At 35.0% G+C, this 21593-nt stretch carries 12 protein-coding genes; 1 reads left to right on the forward strand and 11 read right to left on the reverse strand.

Annotation, left to right across the window (positions count from 1 at the left end):
- From ACFX5F_RS12830 to ACFX5F_RS12880, 11 genes are all read right to left on the reverse strand, one after another.
- On the reverse strand, positions 1-2262 hold the full coding sequence (locus tag ACFX5F_RS12830) for an acyl-CoA dehydrogenase family protein (protein ID WP_379852397.1): 2262 nt from the start codon (positions 2260-2262) through the stop codon (positions 1-3).
- Positions 2263-2501: 239 nt separating this feature from the next.
- Positions 2502-4727 (reverse strand): beta-glucosidase BglX, encoded by a 2226-nt coding sequence (gene bglX, locus ACFX5F_RS12835; RefSeq protein ID WP_379852398.1) that lies wholly within the window; start codon positions 4725-4727, stop codon positions 2502-2504.
- 77 nt (positions 4728-4804) lie between these two features.
- Entirely contained in the window at positions 4805-6544 is a 1740-nt protein-coding gene (locus ACFX5F_RS12840; RefSeq protein WP_379852399.1) for a cellulase family glycosylhydrolase, read from the reverse strand.
- A gap of 33 nt (positions 6545-6577) precedes the next feature.
- Positions 6578-8035: a glycoside hydrolase family 30 protein gene (locus ACFX5F_RS12845; protein WP_379852400.1), complete on the reverse strand. Its 1458-nt coding sequence runs from the start codon at positions 8033-8035 to the stop codon at positions 6578-6580.
- A 51-nt stretch (positions 8036-8086) separates the two neighbouring features.
- Complete coding sequence (locus ACFX5F_RS12850; protein ID WP_379852401.1) at positions 8087-9541, reverse strand: glycoside hydrolase family 30 protein; 1455 nt, start codon at positions 9539-9541, stop codon at positions 8087-8089.
- Positions 9542-9544: 3 nt separating this feature from the next.
- A complete protein-coding gene (locus ACFX5F_RS12855) occupies positions 9545-10390 on the reverse strand; it encodes an endonuclease/exonuclease/phosphatase family protein (RefSeq protein WP_379852402.1) in 846 nt (281 codons plus the stop codon).
- Between the two features lie 93 nt (positions 10391-10483).
- Positions 10484-11584 (reverse strand): family 16 glycosylhydrolase, encoded by a 1101-nt coding sequence (locus ACFX5F_RS12860; RefSeq protein WP_379852403.1) that lies wholly within the window; start codon positions 11582-11584, stop codon positions 10484-10486.
- Between the two features lie 78 nt (positions 11585-11662).
- The gene (locus ACFX5F_RS12865; RefSeq protein ID WP_379852404.1) at positions 11663-12622 is read right to left on the reverse strand and encodes a hypothetical protein; all 960 of its coding nucleotides are present in this window, start codon (positions 12620-12622) and stop codon (positions 11663-11665) included.
- A 9-nt stretch (positions 12623-12631) separates the two neighbouring features.
- A complete protein-coding gene (locus ACFX5F_RS12870; protein WP_379852405.1) occupies positions 12632-13717 on the reverse strand; it encodes a hypothetical protein in 1086 nt (361 codons plus the stop codon).
- Positions 13718-13731: 14 nt separating this feature from the next.
- On the reverse strand, positions 13732-15240 hold the full coding sequence (locus tag ACFX5F_RS12875; protein WP_379852406.1) for a RagB/SusD family nutrient uptake outer membrane protein: 1509 nt from the start codon (positions 15238-15240) through the stop codon (positions 13732-13734).
- A 14-nt stretch (positions 15241-15254) separates the two neighbouring features.
- Positions 15255-18365 carry a SusC/RagA family TonB-linked outer membrane protein gene (locus ACFX5F_RS12880; protein WP_379852407.1) on the reverse strand — a complete coding sequence of 1037 codons (3111 nt, stop codon included), beginning with the start codon at positions 18363-18365 and terminating at the stop codon, positions 15255-15257.
- Positions 18366-18714: 349 nt separating this feature from the next.
- On the opposite strand from ACFX5F_RS12880, the gene ACFX5F_RS12885 reads away from it, so the two are divergent.
- Entirely contained in the window at positions 18715-21579 is a 2865-nt protein-coding gene (locus ACFX5F_RS12885; RefSeq protein ID WP_379852408.1) for a triple tyrosine motif-containing protein, read from the forward strand.
- The last annotated feature ends 14 nt before the right edge of the window (positions 21580-21593 follow it).

The raw sequence follows: 21593 nt of genomic DNA on the forward strand, positions 1-21593 counted from the left end.
TTAGTACAACGCAATAGGTGCCGCAAGACAACTTTTGGGAATGTCAAACGCTTCAACCAAAGAAACCGCATCCGGTCTGATTTCCCAGCTAAGTTGATTCACCATCTTACGGATTGCTTTCGTCTTTACCCCTTCCATATAACCATCTTCAAGATACCAGCCTTTATTCCTTTCAATTTGCGAAAGCGCATACAATTGGCACAGTTTCAATACTATTTCTCTGCACTTTTCATCCTTAATGGATTGTATGGCTGCCTGAAATTGCTCGAGGATTATTCTTTCGAGATAAGCTTGAGAAACATCAATCATTTGGTGCTGTACTACATTGAAGGCATCATAAGATTCAAGCCCACCATCAATGAGTTTTTTAAGTCGCTTTGCCGCTGATGCCAATGTCGTTTTTTCCCTATACAGAAAGGTATGCAAATGAAACTGGTCGTCGAGCAAATGATCATCATCCGTTTTTCGGGTTATAATCGGGTTTCTTTCAGAAATTGCGGTCTTAGCATTCTCATAAACGTAATTGATTATTCCCATTGCATCCATTTCACCAAATGATTTACGGAACTCTGACAGACGATTCTTGGCTACCAATTGCATCAATACGGTATTATCGCCTTCAAAAGTGGTATAAATCTCCGTATCATTTTTTAAGGCATCTATACGATTTTCGGACAAATATCCTTTGCCGCCACAAGCTTCGCGACATTCCTGCAATGTATCTCTGGTACTCCATGTTGAATAGGCTTTCATTCCAGCGGCAAGAGCCTCGATTTCCTGCATTTCAGATTCATTTTTATTAATGAAACGGTTAGTCAGATATTGCAAAGCAAAATGAATCGCATAGGTCTTTGCCAACAATGGAATTAGTCGGCGTTGGTGCATTCGGTAATTTAAAATTGGAACTTCCGAGCTGCCTTCAGGTCCAAATTGCCTGCGCTGGTTGCTGTACCTAATCGCTATTGTCAATCCTGATTTGGCTGCAGCCAATGCAGATCTTGGAATTCCAATTCTGCCTCCTACCAAAGTCCCGAGCATGGTAAAAAACCGTCGATTGTCACTTGGAATCGGACTTTCAAATTCTCCTTTTTCATTTATTGAAGCAAACCGATCTAGCATATTTTCTTTCGGAATGACAACATTTTCAAAACGGATCGTCCCGTTATCAACACCATTAAGCCCCATTTTAAGTCCGCAATCACCAATAGCAATCCCTTTTAGTATCTTACCGCTAGTATCACGCAACGCAACGATAAACGCATTAATACCATAATCATTACCGCCAATGATTAATTTCGCAAAAACTGTAGCCATTTGGCCGTGTTTTGCCGCGTTCCCAATGTATTCTTTCTGCGCATTTTCATTCGGTGTGTGAATAGTAAATGTTTGGTCACCGTGATTATAGGTCGCCGTTGTTTCAAGTCCTTTGACATTCGAACCATGATTGGTTTCTGTCATTGCAAAACAACCGGGTAATTTTAGTGAACCAATATCTTTTAAGTATTTTATATAATGTTTTTGTGTACCCAGCGCTTGTATGCTCATACCCCAAAGCCCAAATTGAACTCCAAATTTAATCACCAAACTCAAATCATGATAACTTAATGTTTCCATGATGGCAAAATAATCAGCCAGATTTCCCCCTCCGCCATATTGCTTTGGATAGGCCATATTCCCTAAGTTTTCTTCAGCGAGAATTTTACACCAATCGTATACTTTTTCACGATAGACATCAGTATCAGTCGAAGTTTCGTAGGCAAAATCCAGACGGCTGATGATTGATTTCACTTTCTTGATAATCTCGGCCTCTTTACCGTCCAGAATCTGTGTCAGTTTTTCTGTGTCGAACCGTTTGACCGTTTGACAATTTGAAGTTAAGGTATTTGCAGTAGTTTTAAAATCCCCAAAAACTTCTCCACCTAAAATTCCGAGGTCATTTTCAAGTTTTGTAAATGCCTGTTCTAATTCTATAATAGTTTTGTCGTTTTCTGAAAGTATTATAGAAATATCAAAAATGCGCCTAACCGAAGGTTTATCTTGAATAATTTTTTCTATTTTAGATTTCCAATCAATAAGCTGTTCCCGTGACGGCGGATTTAAAACATTCACTTTCGAAAAAAGCAATTCTTTCTCCTTTTCGGAAAGCCAGTTCTGTGAACCAATAAACTCTTGTAAAGTCAAAAACTCTTTTTGTGTCAATAGGTCATCGGACCAAACAAGATAAAAAAGAGGTATAAAAGCCCTAAGTTTTAGATTCGTCATAGTATTTAAAATTTTTAACTTTGGTTAAGTTAGTGCATTTTAATGACGATAGGGATGGGATAAGATCATAATTATAAATTATTTATGACTAACAACTCCTTTAAAATACTAAAACAGCTATAAAAACACTTCTCAAAAAGTCGCGAATGAATCACAAAAAAATCCATTATTTCTAATGGATTTCTTATTAATCTTATTTTATTTTTCAACAATACAAATTGGATACTATATTGCTTTTCTTAATTCAATAATTCAAAACTATCTTTCAAGCGAATATCCGCAGAAGACGAACCAATCATCACATCAAAATCTCCAGGCTCAGCAACCCACTGCAAATTAGCATTATAAAAAGATATTTTTTCTTTGTCAATACTAAATTTTATCGTTTTCGTTTGCCCAGCATTCAGTTTTATTTTTTGAAAATCTTTCAATTCAATAATTGGACGGATTACTGAACCTACTTTGTCTCTCAAATACAACTGAACAACTTCTTCTCCAGCTACTTTTCCTGAATTGGTTACATTTAATGATACGGTAATTTTTTCCGTACTTTTAATTTTGTTTTTAGACAATTTCAAATTCGAATATTCGAAAGTCGTATAACTCAATCCATATCCAAAAGGAAACTTCGGACTGTTTTTTAAGTCTGTATATGCCGAAACGTAGTTTGTTTCATTTTCATTTTTCGCTGGTCTTCCTGTGTTAAAATGATTGTAATAAATAGGAATCTGACCTTCTTCTCTCGGGAAAGACATTGGTAATTTCCCCGAAGGATTGTAATCGCCAAACAAAACATCGGCAATAGCATTTCCTGCTTCACTTCCCAACCACCAAGTATACAGAATTGCAGGAACATTGTCAGCAGTCCAATTAAAAATAAGTGGTCTTCCTGCGTTGATTAAAACCACAACTGGTTTTCCAGTTGCTTGAATCGCTTTTATCAACTCTTCCTGAACACCAGATAACCGAAGATTGCTGCGGCTTTTAGCTTCTCCGCTCATATCTCTTCTTTCACCAATGCTTAAAATCACAACATCCGCTTGATTCGCAATAGCGATTGCTTCTGCAAAACCATCTTTATTATCCCCTTCAATTTCACAACCTTTGGCGTAAAGCAATTTGGCCGTATTCCCTACTTTATTTTGCAAACCTTCCCATTGTGAAATAACATGTTTATCATAATCCACTTCCGGTAATTCTACAGACCAAAAACCCATGTTTTGCTTTCGTTCTTTAACCAAAGGGCCAATAAAAGCAATTGTTTTTGTTTGTTTTGAAATTGGCAAAACACTTTTCTCATTCTTCAATAATACGATACTTTTTGCCGCAATTTCTCTAGCTGCTTTTCTGTGTTCCGGATTATTTAACGCTGCTTGTTCTCTTTCCGGATTCGAATATTTATAAGGATCTTCGAATAATCCCAATTCAAATTTCTTGCGTAAAATTCTTTTCACGGCATCATCAATCAAGGCAATTGGCACTTTTTTCTCTTTTACTAATTGTGCCAAATTATATCGGTACGCATTGCTTTCCATGTCCATATCACTTCCCGCAGTTATAGCAGCTAATGCCGCTTCTTTACTGTCTTTTACATATCCGTGGTTGATCATTTCGCCTATTGAACCCCAATCCGAAACGACGAAACCTTTAAAATTCCATTTTCCTTTCAAGATGTCTCTTTGCAAATATTTATTCCCTGTTGCCGGAATTCCGTTAAGGTCATTGAACGAATTCATAAAGGTTGCGGCACCTGCATCCAAAGCGGCTTTGAAAGGCGGCAAATACGTTTCCCAAAGCATTCTTTCACTCATATCAACCGAGTTATAATCTCTTCCGCCAATTGCAGCGCCATAAGCAGCAAAATGTTTCACGCAAGCCATTACAGAATTAACATCACCTAATTTTCCTTGAAAACCTTTCACTCTCGCATAAGCAATTCTCGAACCCAAATAGGTATCTTCTCCGGCACCTTCCATTACACGCCCCCAACGAGGATCACGCGCAATATCCACCATGGGCGCAAATGTCCAATGGATTCCGCTTGCAGCCGCTTCGGTTGCAGCAATTCTTGCAGAAAGTTCCATCGCATCTAAATCCCAACTTGCGGCTTCCGCCAAAGGAATCGGAAAAGTAGTTTTATATCCATGAATAACATCTTGGCCAAATAACAACGGGATTTTCAATCTCGATTGCATCGCTAATTCTTGGTATTGTCTCGTGTGTTGCGTTCCCAAAACATTCAACATAGAACCATTTAAACCTGTTTTAATCTCAGATTGTTTATTTGGATTTATGGTAATGGGTCCAGTAGCAGCATTGTCACCGGTATATTGATTAAGTTGCCCTATTTTTTCTTCAAGAGTCATTCGCTTTAGCAAAGCATCCACTTTTTGGTCAATCGTTTTTTGTTGAGAAAACGCAATAAAGCAGGTCAATAAAAGTGTTGTAGTTACTATTTTTTTCATTTCTAAGTGCAGTGTTATTTTTATAATCAAATTCATTTATTCCATAATCCAAAGAGTAGGAAATGGCATTTTATTTTTTACTCACTTGGTTTTTTAAATTCTAAAAAGTTTAAATTGAAATTTCCTTTTTCGAAATAGACTCTGATTTTATTCGTTCCTTGTTTTAAAACCACATTTTTCAAAGTCACCGTTTGCCACTTATCAATCCCTCCAGAAGATGGAATAGTAATAGTTTCAGAAAGTTGCCCGTTTTCATCTTTAAGAAAAAGCTTCCCTCCTGCGACCTCGCTTGAATACCGAATAGCAACATCAAAAGTAGTTTTGGCTTTTACCTCAACGGTGTATTGCAACCATTCTCCGTCTTCAATAAACGCAACATGAAAACCATTCGTACTTTTATCCGTACAAGATTGAATGTCAACACCATCATTTCTCATGGCGCCACCTTTATTCCATTTGGTAAATTTAGTTCCGTCATAATTGGCGATATCTTTATCAAAATAAGCAAATCCGTTTTGTCCTAAATCATATTCAGTCGCGAATATTTTCCCTGGCAATGGATGATTTTTGTATTTTTTAGTATCAGTTGTTTGTACTTGTCTGAACATCGCATCGGTTACATCGTATCTGATAGTCAGTTTTTTCATTTTGTAGTTTTCAGCAATTTGCATTAATGCTTTTTTTGCAAAAGCTACTGTTGGCTTTTTTCCTCCGGTTGTCCAATATTGCAATAATTGCTCGTATTCTGGTGTTTTTGTAACCGAAGTAACTCCAGCTAAATTTTCAATTTTTTTCATTGGCCAAAAAGCCCAACCTATATTATTGGATTCAACCAAAGAAATAGCTTCCTTAAACCAAACATTAGAATTCTCACCACTTTCACCCAACCAAATTGGCACATTGTATTGCGTTCTAAAATTCAACATATTCTGTATGGAAGCCGTATCATTATCGTTCCAGTATTTGTGAAAACTCAACGCCATATTATCGTCCCACAGCGGGAACATCCCATTGTAATTATTTCCCCAGCAATTACCTTCTATGAAAATTAAATGATTGGTATCCACTTCTCTTATGGTTTTTGTGATTCTGAGTTGCAACGCTCTCAAAGGCGCATTCGACTTTTCATCACAACCATTTTGATTCGTTCCCGTGAAATTCCAATTGGGTTCATTGATAATATCATAGGCTCCAATCCAAGGATTATCTTTGTAACGCACCGCTAACTTTTTCCAAAGCGCCACCATTTTATCCTGATTTGCAGTACTTTCCCAAAGTGATGGTTTTGATTCATCATAATCGGAGATATTTGCATCTTTTCCCTGACCTCCTGGAGTTGCATGCAAATCTAAAATCAAATATATTTTATTGGTAGCACACCATTTCAATAAATCATCGGTCATTTTAAAACCCTCTTTCAACCAAGTATTCTGACCCGAAACCGCTTCTTTTTCAATAGGCAATGTGTATAAGTTATAATGCATTGGCAATCGAATGGAATTGAAACCCCAAGCCGCCAATGAATCTATATCTCTTTTTGTAATTCCGTTTGCTTTATAGGAGTCATAAAACTTCTCCATGTTTTTTGTGCCAATTAAATCGGTAATTTTCTGCTTTATTGCATGTTGCGAACCTGCAAACGAACCGGTTTGAAGCATGTATCCTTCCTGAACCATCCAACCGCCTAATCCTAAACCTCGCAACACAACATTTTGTCCATTTCCATCGACAATATTTTGCCCATTTCTATGTAAAAACCCTTGTCCGAAGGAGGAAACTGATAGGAAACCAAAGACTATTAAAACTATTTTTTTCATAAAGAAGGTTTTAAAACAAACCGTTTTTGAGATTTAATAAACTAATGTTTGAATAGCATGAGGCAGAATATTAATTTCCGTTGCTTTTGTTCCAATGCATAAATTATACTTCAACTTCTTATCGGTTTTATTCATAACAACCGTTACGGCTTTACCATCTTGATTTAAAAATGATGTAGTCATTAAATAGCTTTGACTGGAAACACTACTTATTCTTTTTGCACTTTTGCCAATAAATTTAGAAAAATGACCAATAAAATAATAGGAAGGCGTATAAATTAATTCCCCTGTTTTTGTATTGCCATGTATCGGCGAAAAGCAAAAATTACCTACATGATTTGGCCCTCCATTTTCATCCAAAAGAATATTCCAATCTGTCCAACCTACAGTTCCGTTATTAAAGTCATGAATCATGGATTCTCCATATCGTTCCCCATTTGCCCAAAGTTGTAATTTTTTATAATCAAATTTCTCCACGCAGCCTTCTGTGAACATTAAGTTTTTGTCAGGATACATTTCGTGCACTTTTCCAACATTTTCAAACATGGATTCTCCTCCACTCCAACTTTCATACCAATGAAAACCAATTCCCCAAACATACTTATTGGCTTCTGGATCATCTAGAATTGTACTTGCTCTTTGTGCTAATAAATCTCTGTTGTGATCCCAAACCGTAATTTTTTTATCTCCAAGCCCCGCTTTTTTCAATGTTGGTCCCAAATAATTTTTCAGGAAATCACGTTCTTCTTCGGCAGTATAAATACAAGATTCCCATGATTGTGTAGCCATTGGCTCATTTTGGATTGTTAATCCCCAAACTGGAATTCCTTCTTTTTGGTAGCTATTAATAAATTTTACGTAATAATTAGCCCAAGACTGATAAAATTCAGGTAACAGTTTACCACCTTTCAACATGTTTTTAGTATCCTTCATAAAAGCGGGTGGACTCCATGGAGTTACATATAATGTAGCCTTTCCTCCTGCAGCTGCAATTGCTTTTTTGATTAATGGAATTCTGAATTCTTTATCATGCTCGATGTTGAAACTCTTTAACGCTTTGTCACCTTCTTCGACATAAGTATAACTTCCTGAACTAAAATCACAACTATGAATATTGGTTCTTATTATGGAATACCCAATTCCTTTTTCTTTATCGTAATAAGCTTCTAAGAATTCTTTCTGATTTTCTTTATTCAATTTAGCAAAAACCTCAGCGCTTGCATCCGTTATTGCTCCACCAATACCCAAAAATGTTTGAAAGGTTTTACTTGGATTCACAAAAACACAAAGTTGAGTTTCTAACGGTTGTTTTAGATCCGTGAATTGTAGATTATCTGTTTTTGTTAATCTTAAATTTGTACCGTCAGCAGAGGTGTAAACAGCAACTGTCTTCCCCTTTACAGAAAAAGAGACTGGTTTTATTTTACTTTTCTGTTGCGAAATTGCAAAAAAAGACACAGCCAAAAGCGCTGTCGTGATTATTTTTTTCATACCTAAAAATATTATGTTAATGTTATTGTTGTTTCCCAAATATAAGAACTTCTACCAAATATATGTTCCTACTGAACCTGATTCTAAAGAAGTTGTAACCCAATTTCCATTGAATTTAATGTTGAAAATTTCGGCTGTACTTCCATCATTTTCAACAATTAAAACTTTTTTACCACTTGGCGTTCTAAAAGCTACATTATTTAAGTTACCGCTTATATTACTTGCAATTCTAACGGAACCGGCAGGCACAAATTTAGAGGCATGTGCAATAATGTAATATGCCACATTTCTGGTAAAATTATCACTACTATTTATAGTTAAAGCTCCTTTACAAGTAGTACAACCGCCCGGAGTATTCGGTCCAAAAGAGGCATTATTAGCCAAGTTCCATTCTAATGCGGTTTTACTCCAATTTCGCAAAGAGCCAATTATTACATTTTTTACATGCCATTTCAAATCCCCTTCAAAACTTCCGGTAGAGGAAGTATATTGTTCCGTAAAATATAAATTTTTATTAGGGAAAGCATTGTGAACTGTTGACAAAGCACTTATATCTCCTTCATACAAATGAAAAGCTGAGCCATCAATAAAAGGATAGGCCGAAGCATCGCTTAACACTGCTATTGGATATTCCGGTTTGTTGCAATTATGGTCATATACTACAATTTTAGTCGTCAAATTTGCAGTTTGAAAAGCAGGACCCAAATGATTTTTGATAAAATCAGCCTGTTGTAAAGCGAGCATCAGCATACTAGGATTATTTCCGGGATGCAACGGTTCATTTTGAGGTGTAATGGCATCAATGGTAATTCCTTCGGCTTTCATTTTTTGGATGTATTTCACAAAATACTGTGCGTAAACTCCGTAATACTGCGGTTTTAAACTTCCTCCAACAAAATTAGCATTATCTTTCATCCATACTGGCGGTGACCATGGCGTAGCCATAATTTTAATCTTAGGATTGATTGCTACAATTTCTTTTAACATTGGAATCAAATCCGTTTTATCTGGAGCCAAACTAAAGTTGTCCAGATTTACATCTGTTTGTCCGCTTGGCAAATCATCATAAGTAAATGGCGTAGCATTCATATCTGAGGCACCAATACTGATTCTTAAATAACTTACAGCAATTGAATTATCATTGGCACCAAACAATTCCCGCAATAATTCTTGCCTTTTTTGCGGGTTTAATAGATTAATAACTTGGGCACTTCCACCCGTTAAAGTATAACCGAATCCATCAACAGTTTGAAAAATTTGTGAATCATCAACCTCAACAGAGGCATAATTATTATAGGATGTCCCAAATGCTAAAATTGATGTTTGCTTTTGAAGACTTACGGTCTGATTGCCTTTGGTCAACCAAAAGTCAACTTCATTTACAGCCACCGGAGGAGTTGGCGTTGGAGCCGGATTAACAGTGTCACTACCCGGAGAACATTTTGACAGCAGGAATGAAAAGGTTATTAAAATGAAAATTTTCATGGTATTTTTTATAGTGTTCATATTTTATTTAAAGTTTATTTCGACATAAACTGGCAAATGATCTGATGGATATCTTAAATCTTTTGAATCGCTCAAAATCGCATATTTTTTTACTTTTAAAATACTGTTTTTAGAAATAAAAATATAGTCTATCAATTTGGTCACCGGTTGATTGTGAATGAAATTATTAAATGTTCCTGAGGGACCAAAAGGCTTCTCTTGTGAAATCTCTCTAGAATCGTCCATCACTTTTTTGAGTATAACTATTCTATTTTCATTGGGTTCTGAATTGAAATCTCCCATGAAAATTACAGGATATTTTTTAGTATTCAATTCCTTTATTTTCGAAAGAATAAGCTGTATTCCTTTGGTTCTTGCGTCTTCGCCAATGTGGTCCAAATGGGTATTAAAAACCCAAAATAGTTGTTTTGTTTTTAAATCTTTGAAAAGTGCGTAGGTACAAACTCTGTTAAAAGCAGCATCCCAGCCTTTGGAAATTTCATTTGGCGTTTCAGATAGCCAGAAAGTACTAGTTTCTTTAACTCTAAATTTTTCCTTATTATAGAAAATATTAGAAGATTCACCTTTCCCTATTCCTTCTCTTCCCATACCAACATTATTATATTGCAATAACGATGATGCAATATCAATAACCTGATTGGGTCTTGCTTCTTGAACTCCAAAAATATCCGGTTCGTAAAATTGAATTTGCGATGTAAAATAATCTTTACGATGATTCCAATCATTCTCCCCATCACTCACAATATCAAGACGAATGTTGTATGTCATCACTTTTAATGTTTGAGCATTAAAATAAACGCTCATTAAAAGAAAAAGCACGGAATAAATTATTTTTTTTGACTGATTCATTTTTTTATTTTAAATTATTATTCCCCACTAGAGCTTCTATCCAACTTACAAATAGAAGCTCACAATGAAGAACTGACTAACCAAACAAACTTATTAATTGTAAACCCTCACATAATCAATCTCAAAAGTTGATGATGTGAAATTAGGATCTACAGGACCTCCCCAAACGCCTCCCATTGCTAAATTTATAATCAAGTAAAAGTTCTTGTTGAATGGAAATTTATCTGAATTTACAAAAGTATAATACAAAATATCATCAACGTAAAACTTTATAGAAGTAGCTGTCCAATCTGCTGTATAGATATGAAATTCTGTATTGCTATTTGGTACTTTTATAATACCAGTATCAGGAGTAGCGCCAGAACGTCCTTCTGAATGTAAAGAAGAATGATTCTGGTTTAAATTTTTCCCAACAGACTCTAGAATATCTATCTCGCCACATTTTGGCCATCCTACACTCCCAATATTACTACCCAGCATCCAGACTGCTGGCCATGTTCCTACTCCAGTAGGCACTTTTGCCCTAATTATTATTTTTCCATAAGTGAAATCAAATTTTCCATTGGATTCAATTCTTCCAGAAGTGAAGTCGCCCTTTCCATATTTTTCTCTAATGGCTTTTATTTTTAAAACTCCCCCTTCAACAATTGTGTTTTCTGAACGATTGGTATACGACTGAAGTTCGTCGTTCACATAACCTGGATCCCATATTTGAAAATTCCATTTGGAGGCGTCAGGCGCTCCGTCAATATTAAACTCATCTGACCAAACTAAAGACGATCCTACGAAAACTGTTACTGAAAGTGTTGTAGAAACAAAATGCCCCGAATTATATGCAGATACATATATAACATAAGTCTTTGTTCCTGATGTTGTATAAGTATAAGTAAAATCACCACTTGTCAGCTCTTTAGTTTCTCCATTTCCAAGTAAAATTTTATAAGAAGTTGCATTAGTTGCGCTTAAGCTAAAATTTACGGTTCCGCTACCATTCCCGTTTGGATTTTGTGCATTTGCTCCAACTATTGTTGCAGAAATTGCAAGATTTGAAGGTGTTATTATTGCTTCGTCTCCTTCATTGTTATTCCCACTGCAAGAAAACAACATTAAAAAATTAGCTAAAGTGATAAAAAACAAAGCCTTCGAGAATTCATTGTTTTTAAAAAATTGAAGCGATACATTATTTTTCATCATTTATTTTTTTTGATCAATATTTAAATAAAGCTCAGAACTCTCAAATGTAGTTCTGAGCTTATATTTCATTTCAATTTCTTAGAGTGCCGGTTTTAATTTTAAATACCAGGCATTTCCAGTTTCGGTTCCTTGTACTCTAACATACATATAAGTTGATGTTATAACCAAAATCTCATATTCTTTCTGAACAGCACCATATCCAATAAAAGTAGTAACTCCAGATAATAGAATACTTGTTTGAGTTGATGGTGAATTATCGGCCATTGAAGGCAATGCCGGTGCTCCACTTGAAGAAGGAATAAAAGAAAAAGCTGAAGTTCCTCCTCCATAATTGTAACATCCTTCATCTCCTGTTGCGGGGATACCGGGAAGAGTTGTCAATGAACCTGTTTTTGTAAATGCCCCATCTGGAGTAGCAACTTGTAAAGAATAAGTTCCTGTACCGGCAACTTTAGCAAAAGTAAAAGAGGCAGTATAAAAACAATTTGCAGAAGCTACCTTTTCATTAATTCCTGAAGCCCACCATTCCGGTCTAATAGAAGATACATTCCAAGGACCTACACCTAGATGACCTGGTACACTTTTATCAACAACCCAAGTTTTTGATGCGTCATTTGTTAGAGCAGTAACAATTGCAGGATTTACGGTAAAATCACTTCTTACTGTAACATCTTTAGTAACATTAGTTGAAGATCCCCCTTTACCATAAGCAACGACAGTAATACGATAGGTTTTTACACCAAGAGTTGTGTATTTATTAGTAACAGTACCATTTGGTAAATAAACTAAATCAACCGGTGTACTGGCATCATAATCTATTTTATAAGAAAGAGCATTGTCACCAGTTATAGAAATTTTTACTTTACCTGAACCATCACCATTTGGATGTGTTGCATCTTGCCCTACAACCTGTGTATTGACAATAATGTTTGACGGAGCACTCAAATCTCCTAACGAATAGTTTTCCTGCGTACAACTACTAACTGTTAGAAGTAACGCAAAGAAAATTCCAAAAATGAATTTTATATTTGTTTTCATAGTTTTATTTTAATTTGTTAATCTAATGTTGTCAACATAAATAACTTCTCCAATTCCAGAATCCGAATCATTGTAGCGCAAAACAAGTTGCGTAAATTTGGCTCCTACAGGTATTCCTGAAATAGCACCGTAATCAAATACAATTTCTTCCCAAGCGCCAGATGTAGTAAATGGTGCTTTTAGTACGGCAACTCCATTTGCAGGAGTTCCTCCAACAGCCCATTCTAATTCAACATTTAGTTTCTTACCAATATTTGCAGGATCTGGATTGTAAGCAAAAACTTTGACTTTACTGCCATAAGCAAAATTAACAGGAACATCTAATGGGCTATAAGTACCACTCCATGAAGCTGCTCCAGTTGGTTTCGTATATTTACCTACTGTTGCACTCGTGTTTAAACCTGTCGCGTTTGGATTTGCTACTTTAGAAAAAGTCACATCCCCAAAAGTTCCAAAAAAGTAATTTACTGCTGCCGTTTCAAAATCAATAGGAAATCCAAATAATGTTTTAGTTGCTTGACTGGTCGCAACACCACCACTTTGAGCTACTACTTTCAAGACAAAAGGACCGCCTGTTGCCGGGTAAGTATGAGCTGGTAATTCTTGGTCTATTGCCATAGCTTTCCCAACTTCATTCGCTACATCTCCATAGTAAACTAAAAATGATTTGGCATATAAAGCCGTAGCTTTTACTTTCATCTCACCAGAGGTAGAAATGATTAAGCTTTCGGGAGCTCTATAAACAACATCTAATGGAAATGTCTGTTCTGTTTTAGCACCCGAAATAGAAGTAGCGATAATTTTTACCGTATATTTTCCTTCTGGATAAACGTGAGTTGTACTTGCTCCTGGAGCAACTGTAGCTGGCGACCCAGTACCTTGTCCATAAACTACTTGAAACGAAGTAGCGCCATCAGCTGTTGGAGTTATCTTTACTTTCCCTGAGTTATCCGTACTGATATCAAATATTTTATTGACATTCGCTGATGAATCTGTCCCTAAAAGAGCAGTGTCATTATTGATTCCCTCAACAGTACAACTTATAGTAACAGCCAGTAGTAATACAAAGCTGAAAATAAATTTTATCTTTTTCATAATTTTATCTTTTATTAATTATACCCTGAGTTTTGTTTCAATTTAGTTCCTTGAAGTTCTCTCGTTGGTATAGGAAAAATTTCATCTTTACCTGCTACGAAGCCTCTGTTTGCTAATTTAGTAGCAGCATCTCCCCATCTCACTAAATCAAAGAATCTATGTCCTTCGCCTGCAAGTTCCATTCTTCTTTCGTTTTTAATGGCTGCAAGTGTAACCGGAACAGAAGGTAAACCAACTCTTGTTCTAACTGCATCAAGTAATGCTTGTGCTCTTGCTCCTGAACCTAATGCCTCAGCTTCCATTAAATAAGTATCTGCAAGTCTAATCACGTACGTATTCTGTCTGTAATTCAACTCGGCTGCTCCACCGCCTGTGCGAACATCCGCTTTTCTAGGAAGAAATTTATTCAAGAAATATCCTGTATCTTGATATCCACCAATGTAATCTGCCTTACCTGCCGCTTTCAAAGCTTTAAGATCAAATACTGTAGCGCCAAATCTTGGATCCAATTTAATGGCATCATATAAATCTTGTGTAATAACGTTAAAACTCCATCCGGATGGTAAATCTGGAGCTGTGGAACCAGAAGGTATAGAGTAACTTCTAGGACCTATCATAACATTTAATGAATTTCCTTCGTCTCTACCACTTCCCCAGAATCCCCAATCAGAATTACCAGCACTTGTATGCGATACTTCTATAATTGATTCCGTATTAAATTTATTGGCAACTACCCATAAATCATTAAAGTTAGACAACAATTTATTGCCATATTGATTTGTTGCGCCTGGAGTTCCATTTACTTGAGCTAGAACGGCAGCTGCTTCTGTTTTTTTGCCTTCGTACAAATATACTTTCCCAAGCATGGCTTGAGCAGCACCTTTTGTAAGACGTCCAGACTCTGTAGCTGCTGGAACCGTTGTTGGTAAACTACTTATTGCATCTGATAAATCTTTTTCGATTTGAGTATAAACTGCTTCAGGAGTTGCTTGCTCCACATCATACATATTAGTCGCTGTTAAAGGATTCAATAATAATGGAACGTTTTTAAACATTCGTACCAAATTAAAATAATAGATAGCACGCAATGCTTTTGACTCTGCTGCAAATCTTACTTTTAAATTATCAGCCATAGCAACCTCTGGTAATTTTACAAGCAAAGTATTCGCTCTGAAAATTCCTTGGTAATGATCGTTCCAAAAACTTCCCGGAACAGTTGTAGCGTTAAGTGTGTGCGTAGAAAATCCTTGAATTCCTGCCCCGTCACTTGCTCCACCACCACCTGCATAGAAGTCATCTGAACCTGCATTCATCATAGAAATCATATTTTCAAAACCACCTGAATTTTTTCTGATAGCATCGTAAACTCCAACTAAAGCAGCTGTAGCTTGCTCTTCATTGGCATAATAATTATCCGAAAGAAAAGCCCCTTTTGGTGTTATATTCACAAAATCTTCCGAACAGGATCCAAAAGAAACCATTGCTATTGCAATAAGAAAGTATTTAAATTTTATCGTTTTCATAATTCTTAATTTTATTAAAATTGTACATTGGCTCCAAACATAAACGTTCTTGCTTGTGGATAAATCCCTTTATCTATACCGAATACACCTCCGCCAATTTCAGGATCATATCCTGTATATTTAGTTAAAGTCAATAAGTTCTCGGCCGTTATATACAAACGGACTTTGCTGGCTCCAATTTTACTGATGGCATTACTAGGCAACGAATACCCTAATTGAACTAATTTCAATCTCAGATAATCCCCTTTTTCAAGGTAGAAATCTGACATATTGCTAAAGTTTCCGTTCGAATCATTATTTGTAAGTCTAGGATAATCATTAGAAGTTCCTTCACCAGTCCAACGGCTCAATGTTACAGTTTGATAATTAGCATTACCAACATCTAATCTGCGTAATCCTTGGAAAATTTTATTCCCAGCGGCCCCTTGAGTAAATGCCATAAAATCGAAATTTTTGTAATCGAAATTCAAGGTTAAACCAAATGTATATTTTGGAATATTACTTCCTAAAAACTTTTTGTCACTCTCACCTATTGAACCATTACCATCAGTATCAATCCAACGAAAATCTCCAGGATGTGCATTTGGCTGAATTAGACCACCTGCAGCATTTGTATAAGATGCAATTTCAGCCTGATTTTGAAAAATACCTGCTGTTTTAAATCCGTAGAATGAATTATACGATTGTCCAACTTGGGTTCTTGTCACTTGTCCCATAGATTGAAAAGAAGCATCTCCTGAAATATAATCAGAATCAGCTGCTATATAAGTAACTTTATTTTCTAAATAAGCAACATTCCCATTAACAGAAAAACTTACATCTCCAAAAGTCTTTTTATAACCTAATTCAACCTCGATACCTTTATTATCCATATCAGCAACGTTACCTGTGGGATTTGAAGCGACCCCAACATAACCAGGTATATTAATAGGGCGCAAAATTCCATTAGTTGTTTTTTTGTATAAATCTACCGTAAGATTTACGGCATTGAAAAATCTAGATTCAAAACCGATATTTGTCTGAGAAGTTTCCTCCCATTTCAAATCGGGATTATCTAAAGTAAGATTCGCATAACCAGTAGTTATCGCCCCTGCATTTCCAAAAGAATAATTGTAACCACCTTCAACTAAAGAAAGGTATCTGAAATTTGGGATTGCATCATTTCCTACAACTCCATATCCTCCTCTAATTTTCAAAGTATTAAGCACTTTGTTTTCTTTCCAAAAATCTTCTTTGGTTACAACCCATCCTAAATTAAATGATGGAAATACTCCAAATTTATTATTTGCTCCAAAACGACTTGAACCATCACGACGAATAATTCCTGTAAATAAATACTTTTCCTTAAAATCGTAATTTACACGTGCAAACAAAGAAGTCAATTTATGTTCCGTCAAATCGAAGGTATGACTACTCCTATCTGATTGCGGTATATCAAAGTTAAATGATGCATCATGGTAATTTGTAACAGGCAATCCAAACAATGTTGAACCAGACCCACCTCCAATATTATCTACATAGGATCCTTGACCCAATAAAACGGTTAAATTATGATTCCCGAAATCATTTGCATACGTTAATATATTTTCAATATTCCATGCAAAACTTTTATTGTCATTTTTACTATAACTGTTTTTAAGCACATTTGAAGTCGCACTTAAGTAAAAAACTGGAGTAAAACCTTGACCTCCCCATGTCGATAATTTCCCACCAAGGGTTGATCTAACCTTGATGTGATTTGTAATTGCTGCTTCTAAATAAGCATTCCCCACTAAATCATCAGAAGTACCATAACTTCCTAACCTAGTTTTGGCATAAGCCAAAGGATTAGTCATTTCTTGGCCAACTAAACTTGAAATTCCATAAGGATTTCCATTTGCATCACGGATTACAGGATTTGTACTATAAGGAGCACCATTTGCTTTAACAGGATCGGTTTCCACAATCGGAGTAGTCGGATCCAAATTGATTGCAGAACTCAATGGCCCACCAAATTCACTATTCGTATTTCCGATTCCAATTGTTTTTTGTCTCGAAAATCCAAAAGTTTGTCCAAAAGTAAATACTTTAGAAATTTTATGTGTCGAGTTTAAACGGAAATTCTTTTTAGTGTAATTAGAAATTTCAGTAGAAACAATCCCCTCTTGATCTTGAAGCCCAAAAGAAGCGTAAAAATTTGAGACATCACTTCCCCCACTAATGCTCAATTCGTGAGAATAACGAAAAGCATTTGTATTAAAAATAGCTTTTTGCCAATCTGTTCCAACACCCAAAGCAGCTAAATTAGGGAACACAAGCGGTCCGCCGGCAGCAACTGATTTTTCATTTAACAAAGCACCATATTGCGTTGCGTTTAGCAAATGTAGCGTCTTTTCAGGTGATGAAATTCCAGAAAATCCATTATAGTTAACAGAAATTTTTCCAGATTTACCCTTCTTAGTTGTAACCAAAATAACCCCAGTAGCAGCACGTGTTCCATAAATCGCAGCTGAGGCAGCATCTTTAAGAACTTCGATTGATTCAATATCAGATTGATTAAGAAATCCAATTCCCCCGCCATCTACTACGACACCGTCTACAACCCAAAGAGGATCATTACCACCTTCTCCAAAAGTAGTTACACCTCTAACACGGATTGTGGACGAAGCACCAGGCTGACCAGAACTGGCAGCGATAGTAACTCCAGAAACTCTACCTTGTAGCGCTTGTTCAATACGACCATTAGGAACTTTCTCAAGATCTTTAGCCCTAACACTGGAAATAGCTCCTGTAACAACACTTTTCTTCTGAGTACCATACCCAACGACCACAACTTCCTGCAAAGATTCCGTTGAAGGGTTCAGTTTTACATCAATTCGATTTCTACCGTTAGTAGACTCTTGAACTGAAATGTAACCCACATAACTAAACACTAAAGTGCTTTTTGAAGCGGTTTTTATCTGATAATTCCCATCAAAATCCGAAGCCGTAGCTTTAGAAGTTCCTTTAATTAAAATAGATACTCCTGGAATGGGCAATCCGTTTTCATCATAAACTTTTCCGCTTACATTAACATCTTGTGCTTGTGCGTAAACTGAGAATAGAATAGATAAAAAACAAAAAATAAACAATTTTGTAAATTTCATATTTCTAAAAATTTTGGTTAATTAATTACTAATTTCTAGCAATATTATATCTATTTTTTCTATATTCACATTAAATATTCCTTACAAAAACACATCAAAGGCTTTTTTATTACATAACAAAAACACATCAAAATTTAAATAAATGTTTTATTTTAAGCGCTTTAAATTTATAATAATACTGTTATACAAATGTTAATTTAAAAAAAAACCACTACATTTATAAAATCAACGAAAAAGACACATTTTTCTTTAAATTTGATAAAAATAAGCCCAGCTTTTTATCCTTTTACGAACAGAAATTGATTTTCTTTCAAATAATAATCAATTCATTACATTTTAGAATTTAATCATGAGATTTACAAAATACCATATTCTTATTTTATTAGTAACACAAGCACTCTGCAGTCAGGTCAAAAACATTGGACTTCCAGACATTCAAAATTATAAAAGGACTGACTATAAAGGAGGCACACAAAACTGGGATATTGATCAGGACCAAAATGGCAATTTATATTTTGCTAATAACAATGGTCTTTTCCAATTTGACGGTACTTCATGGCGAAAATATAATATACCAAACTCCACCGCGGTAAGATGCGTAAAAATTAATGGCTCAGGAAAAATTTTCGTAGGAGGGTACAGTGAATTTGGTTATTTTAAATCCGATTCAAAAGGGAAATTGGTTTATTTTTCTTTGTCTAAAATGATAAACAAGTCCAATTTAAAACTGATGGATTTTATCTGGAAAATACACATTCATAATGACGAAGTTATTTTTCAATCATTTGAAAGAACGTACATCTTTAAAAACAAAAAAATTAAAATCCTCAAGGCCCCTAAAAGATTCCAATTCTCATTTCAAGTAAAAAACCACCTTTATATACAAGATATTTCAATGGGAATATTGGAGTACAAAAACGGAAAACTATTCCAACTAAAAAATTCCACCATTTTAAATAACACAGAAATCTGGGGTATTTTTACTTTACCAGAAAATAAGTTATTAATTGCCACTTTAAATAAAGGTCTTTATATATATGACAATGAAAAAATGATTCCTTGGAATACCGAAGCGAATGTTTTCATTAGAAAGAATAGTTCACTTGGTGGTGTAGCAATAAAAGATAAATTCATTGTACTCAATTCCGTTTTAGAGGGAATAATTGTATGTGATTTATATGGAAAAATTATTCAACATATCAACCGCACAAAAGGGTTGCAAAACAATACTGTTCTCACCTCTTTTGTTGACAGCAAAAACAATCTATGGCTAGGCCTTGATAACGGAATCTCTTTTGTGAATGAAAACTCTCCTTTTACTTATTTTGGATTTAGTTATAATCTAAGTACTGTTTATGGTACGGCATTGCATAAAGGGAATCTATATGTAGCTACTAATCAAGGTGTTTTTTATCATTCTTGGAATAATTCAACCAAAGAAGATACTTTTAAACTAGTAGAAGGAACTACCGGACAAGCATGGAACATACAAGTGATTGACGACCAATTATTTTGTTCACACAACACAGGAGCGCTATTGATAGCGGGAGCAAAAACTATAAAGATATTGGACAACATAGGCTATTGGAAATTTATGCAAATCCCCAATCATCCAAATTATTTAATTGGCTCCAATTATAATGGCTTTTCAATATTTGAAAAAACACTAAATGGCTGGCAATTTAAAAATAGAATTGAAGGCTTTTCTAAGTCATCTGGATCATTTGAAATGGAAGGAAAAAACATTTGGATAAAAAAAGACAACTTAGCCTATAGAATGACATTAAGTAACGACCTGAAAAGGTTTGAATCTATAAAAACATATCAAGATTTGTCGGAAACGGTAAAAGGAATTGGAAATATACAACAGTTGGAAAACAAGGTCTATTTTCAAACAAACAATCACTTTTATAACTATTCCTACGACCAAAATTTATTTTTTGAAGATAAAAAAATGAGTGATTTATTTGCTAATCTTCCAAAAACAAACACTTTAACTCAAGATAAATATGGAAATATTTGGTATGTTTTTGATGAATCATTAGGCGTCTTAATGAAAACCAAAACGGGTAATTACAAAAATATTGTATCTCCCTTTTCAAAACTTACCGGTAATATAGTATATAATAATCTATCCATAAATACGACTGGCCCTAATGATACATTCATTGGTTTAACAGATGGATTAGCTCATTATGATTCTAATTTATTGACCAATTACGAAGCAAAACCAAAAGCCTATATAAGAGGCTTTTCCTTCCCCGGAGACACCATAGTTTTAGGAAATGGCCAAAAAGCATTGGATAATTATAAAATTCCATATGTTTCTAATCATGTAAAATTCACTTTTTCATCTCCTTCGTATGAAAATCTTGAGAATCTTGAATTTTCTTATCAGCTGGAGGGCTTTGATAACCAATGGAGTAATTGGTCTACAAATGTCATTAAAGAATACACCAATCTAAGAGAAGGCGATTACACTATGAAGTTAAAAGCTAGAACTAATTATGGTAAACAATCGGAACAAACCATATTAAATTTCTGCATTTCTCCTCCTTGGTACAGGCATTTTCTGGCTTACTTCGCTTATTTACTTCTTATTGCAGCATCGGTATTTCTTATTAGAAAACGAATAAAAATAAAAATTCGCAAAAACAAATACTACGAAACCATAGAACAGCGAAGACTTTATTTAGAAAAAGAATCAAAAATTAAGCAAGAATCATATGAACTGGAAAAAGAAATTGAAAAATTAAAAAATGATAAGCTTCAAATTAAAATTTTAGCAAAAGACAAGGAACTTGTTAATAATTCCTTGCAAGTAGTAAAGAAAAACAAAATCCTGAACGGAATCATCTATAAGCTAAAAGATATAGATGTATCATCCTTTGATGAATCGACCAAGTTCCAATTTACGAAACTGAACAGAAGTATTACGAAGGAAGTAAATGCAGACAAAAGTTGGAAGGATTTAGAAAAACACATTAAGAATGTCCATTTTGATTTCCTAAAAAGATTAAAAGACAAATATCCAACAATTTCTCCACGAGAATTAGATCTATCTACCTATCTACTAATGAATATGTCCACGAAAGAAATTGCCGAAATCATGAATATTTCAAGCGGAGGTGTTGAATTAGCCCGATACCGACTACGAAAAAAAATAGAACTTCATAAAAAAGAAAATCTCACTGGTTTTTTAATGAGTATTTGAAATAAAAAAATGAA

The sequence above is a fragment of the Flavobacterium zhoui genome, assembly GCF_042787235.1.
In the GTDB taxonomy this organism is placed as follows: domain Bacteria; phylum Bacteroidota; class Bacteroidia; order Flavobacteriales; family Flavobacteriaceae; genus Flavobacterium; species Flavobacterium zhoui.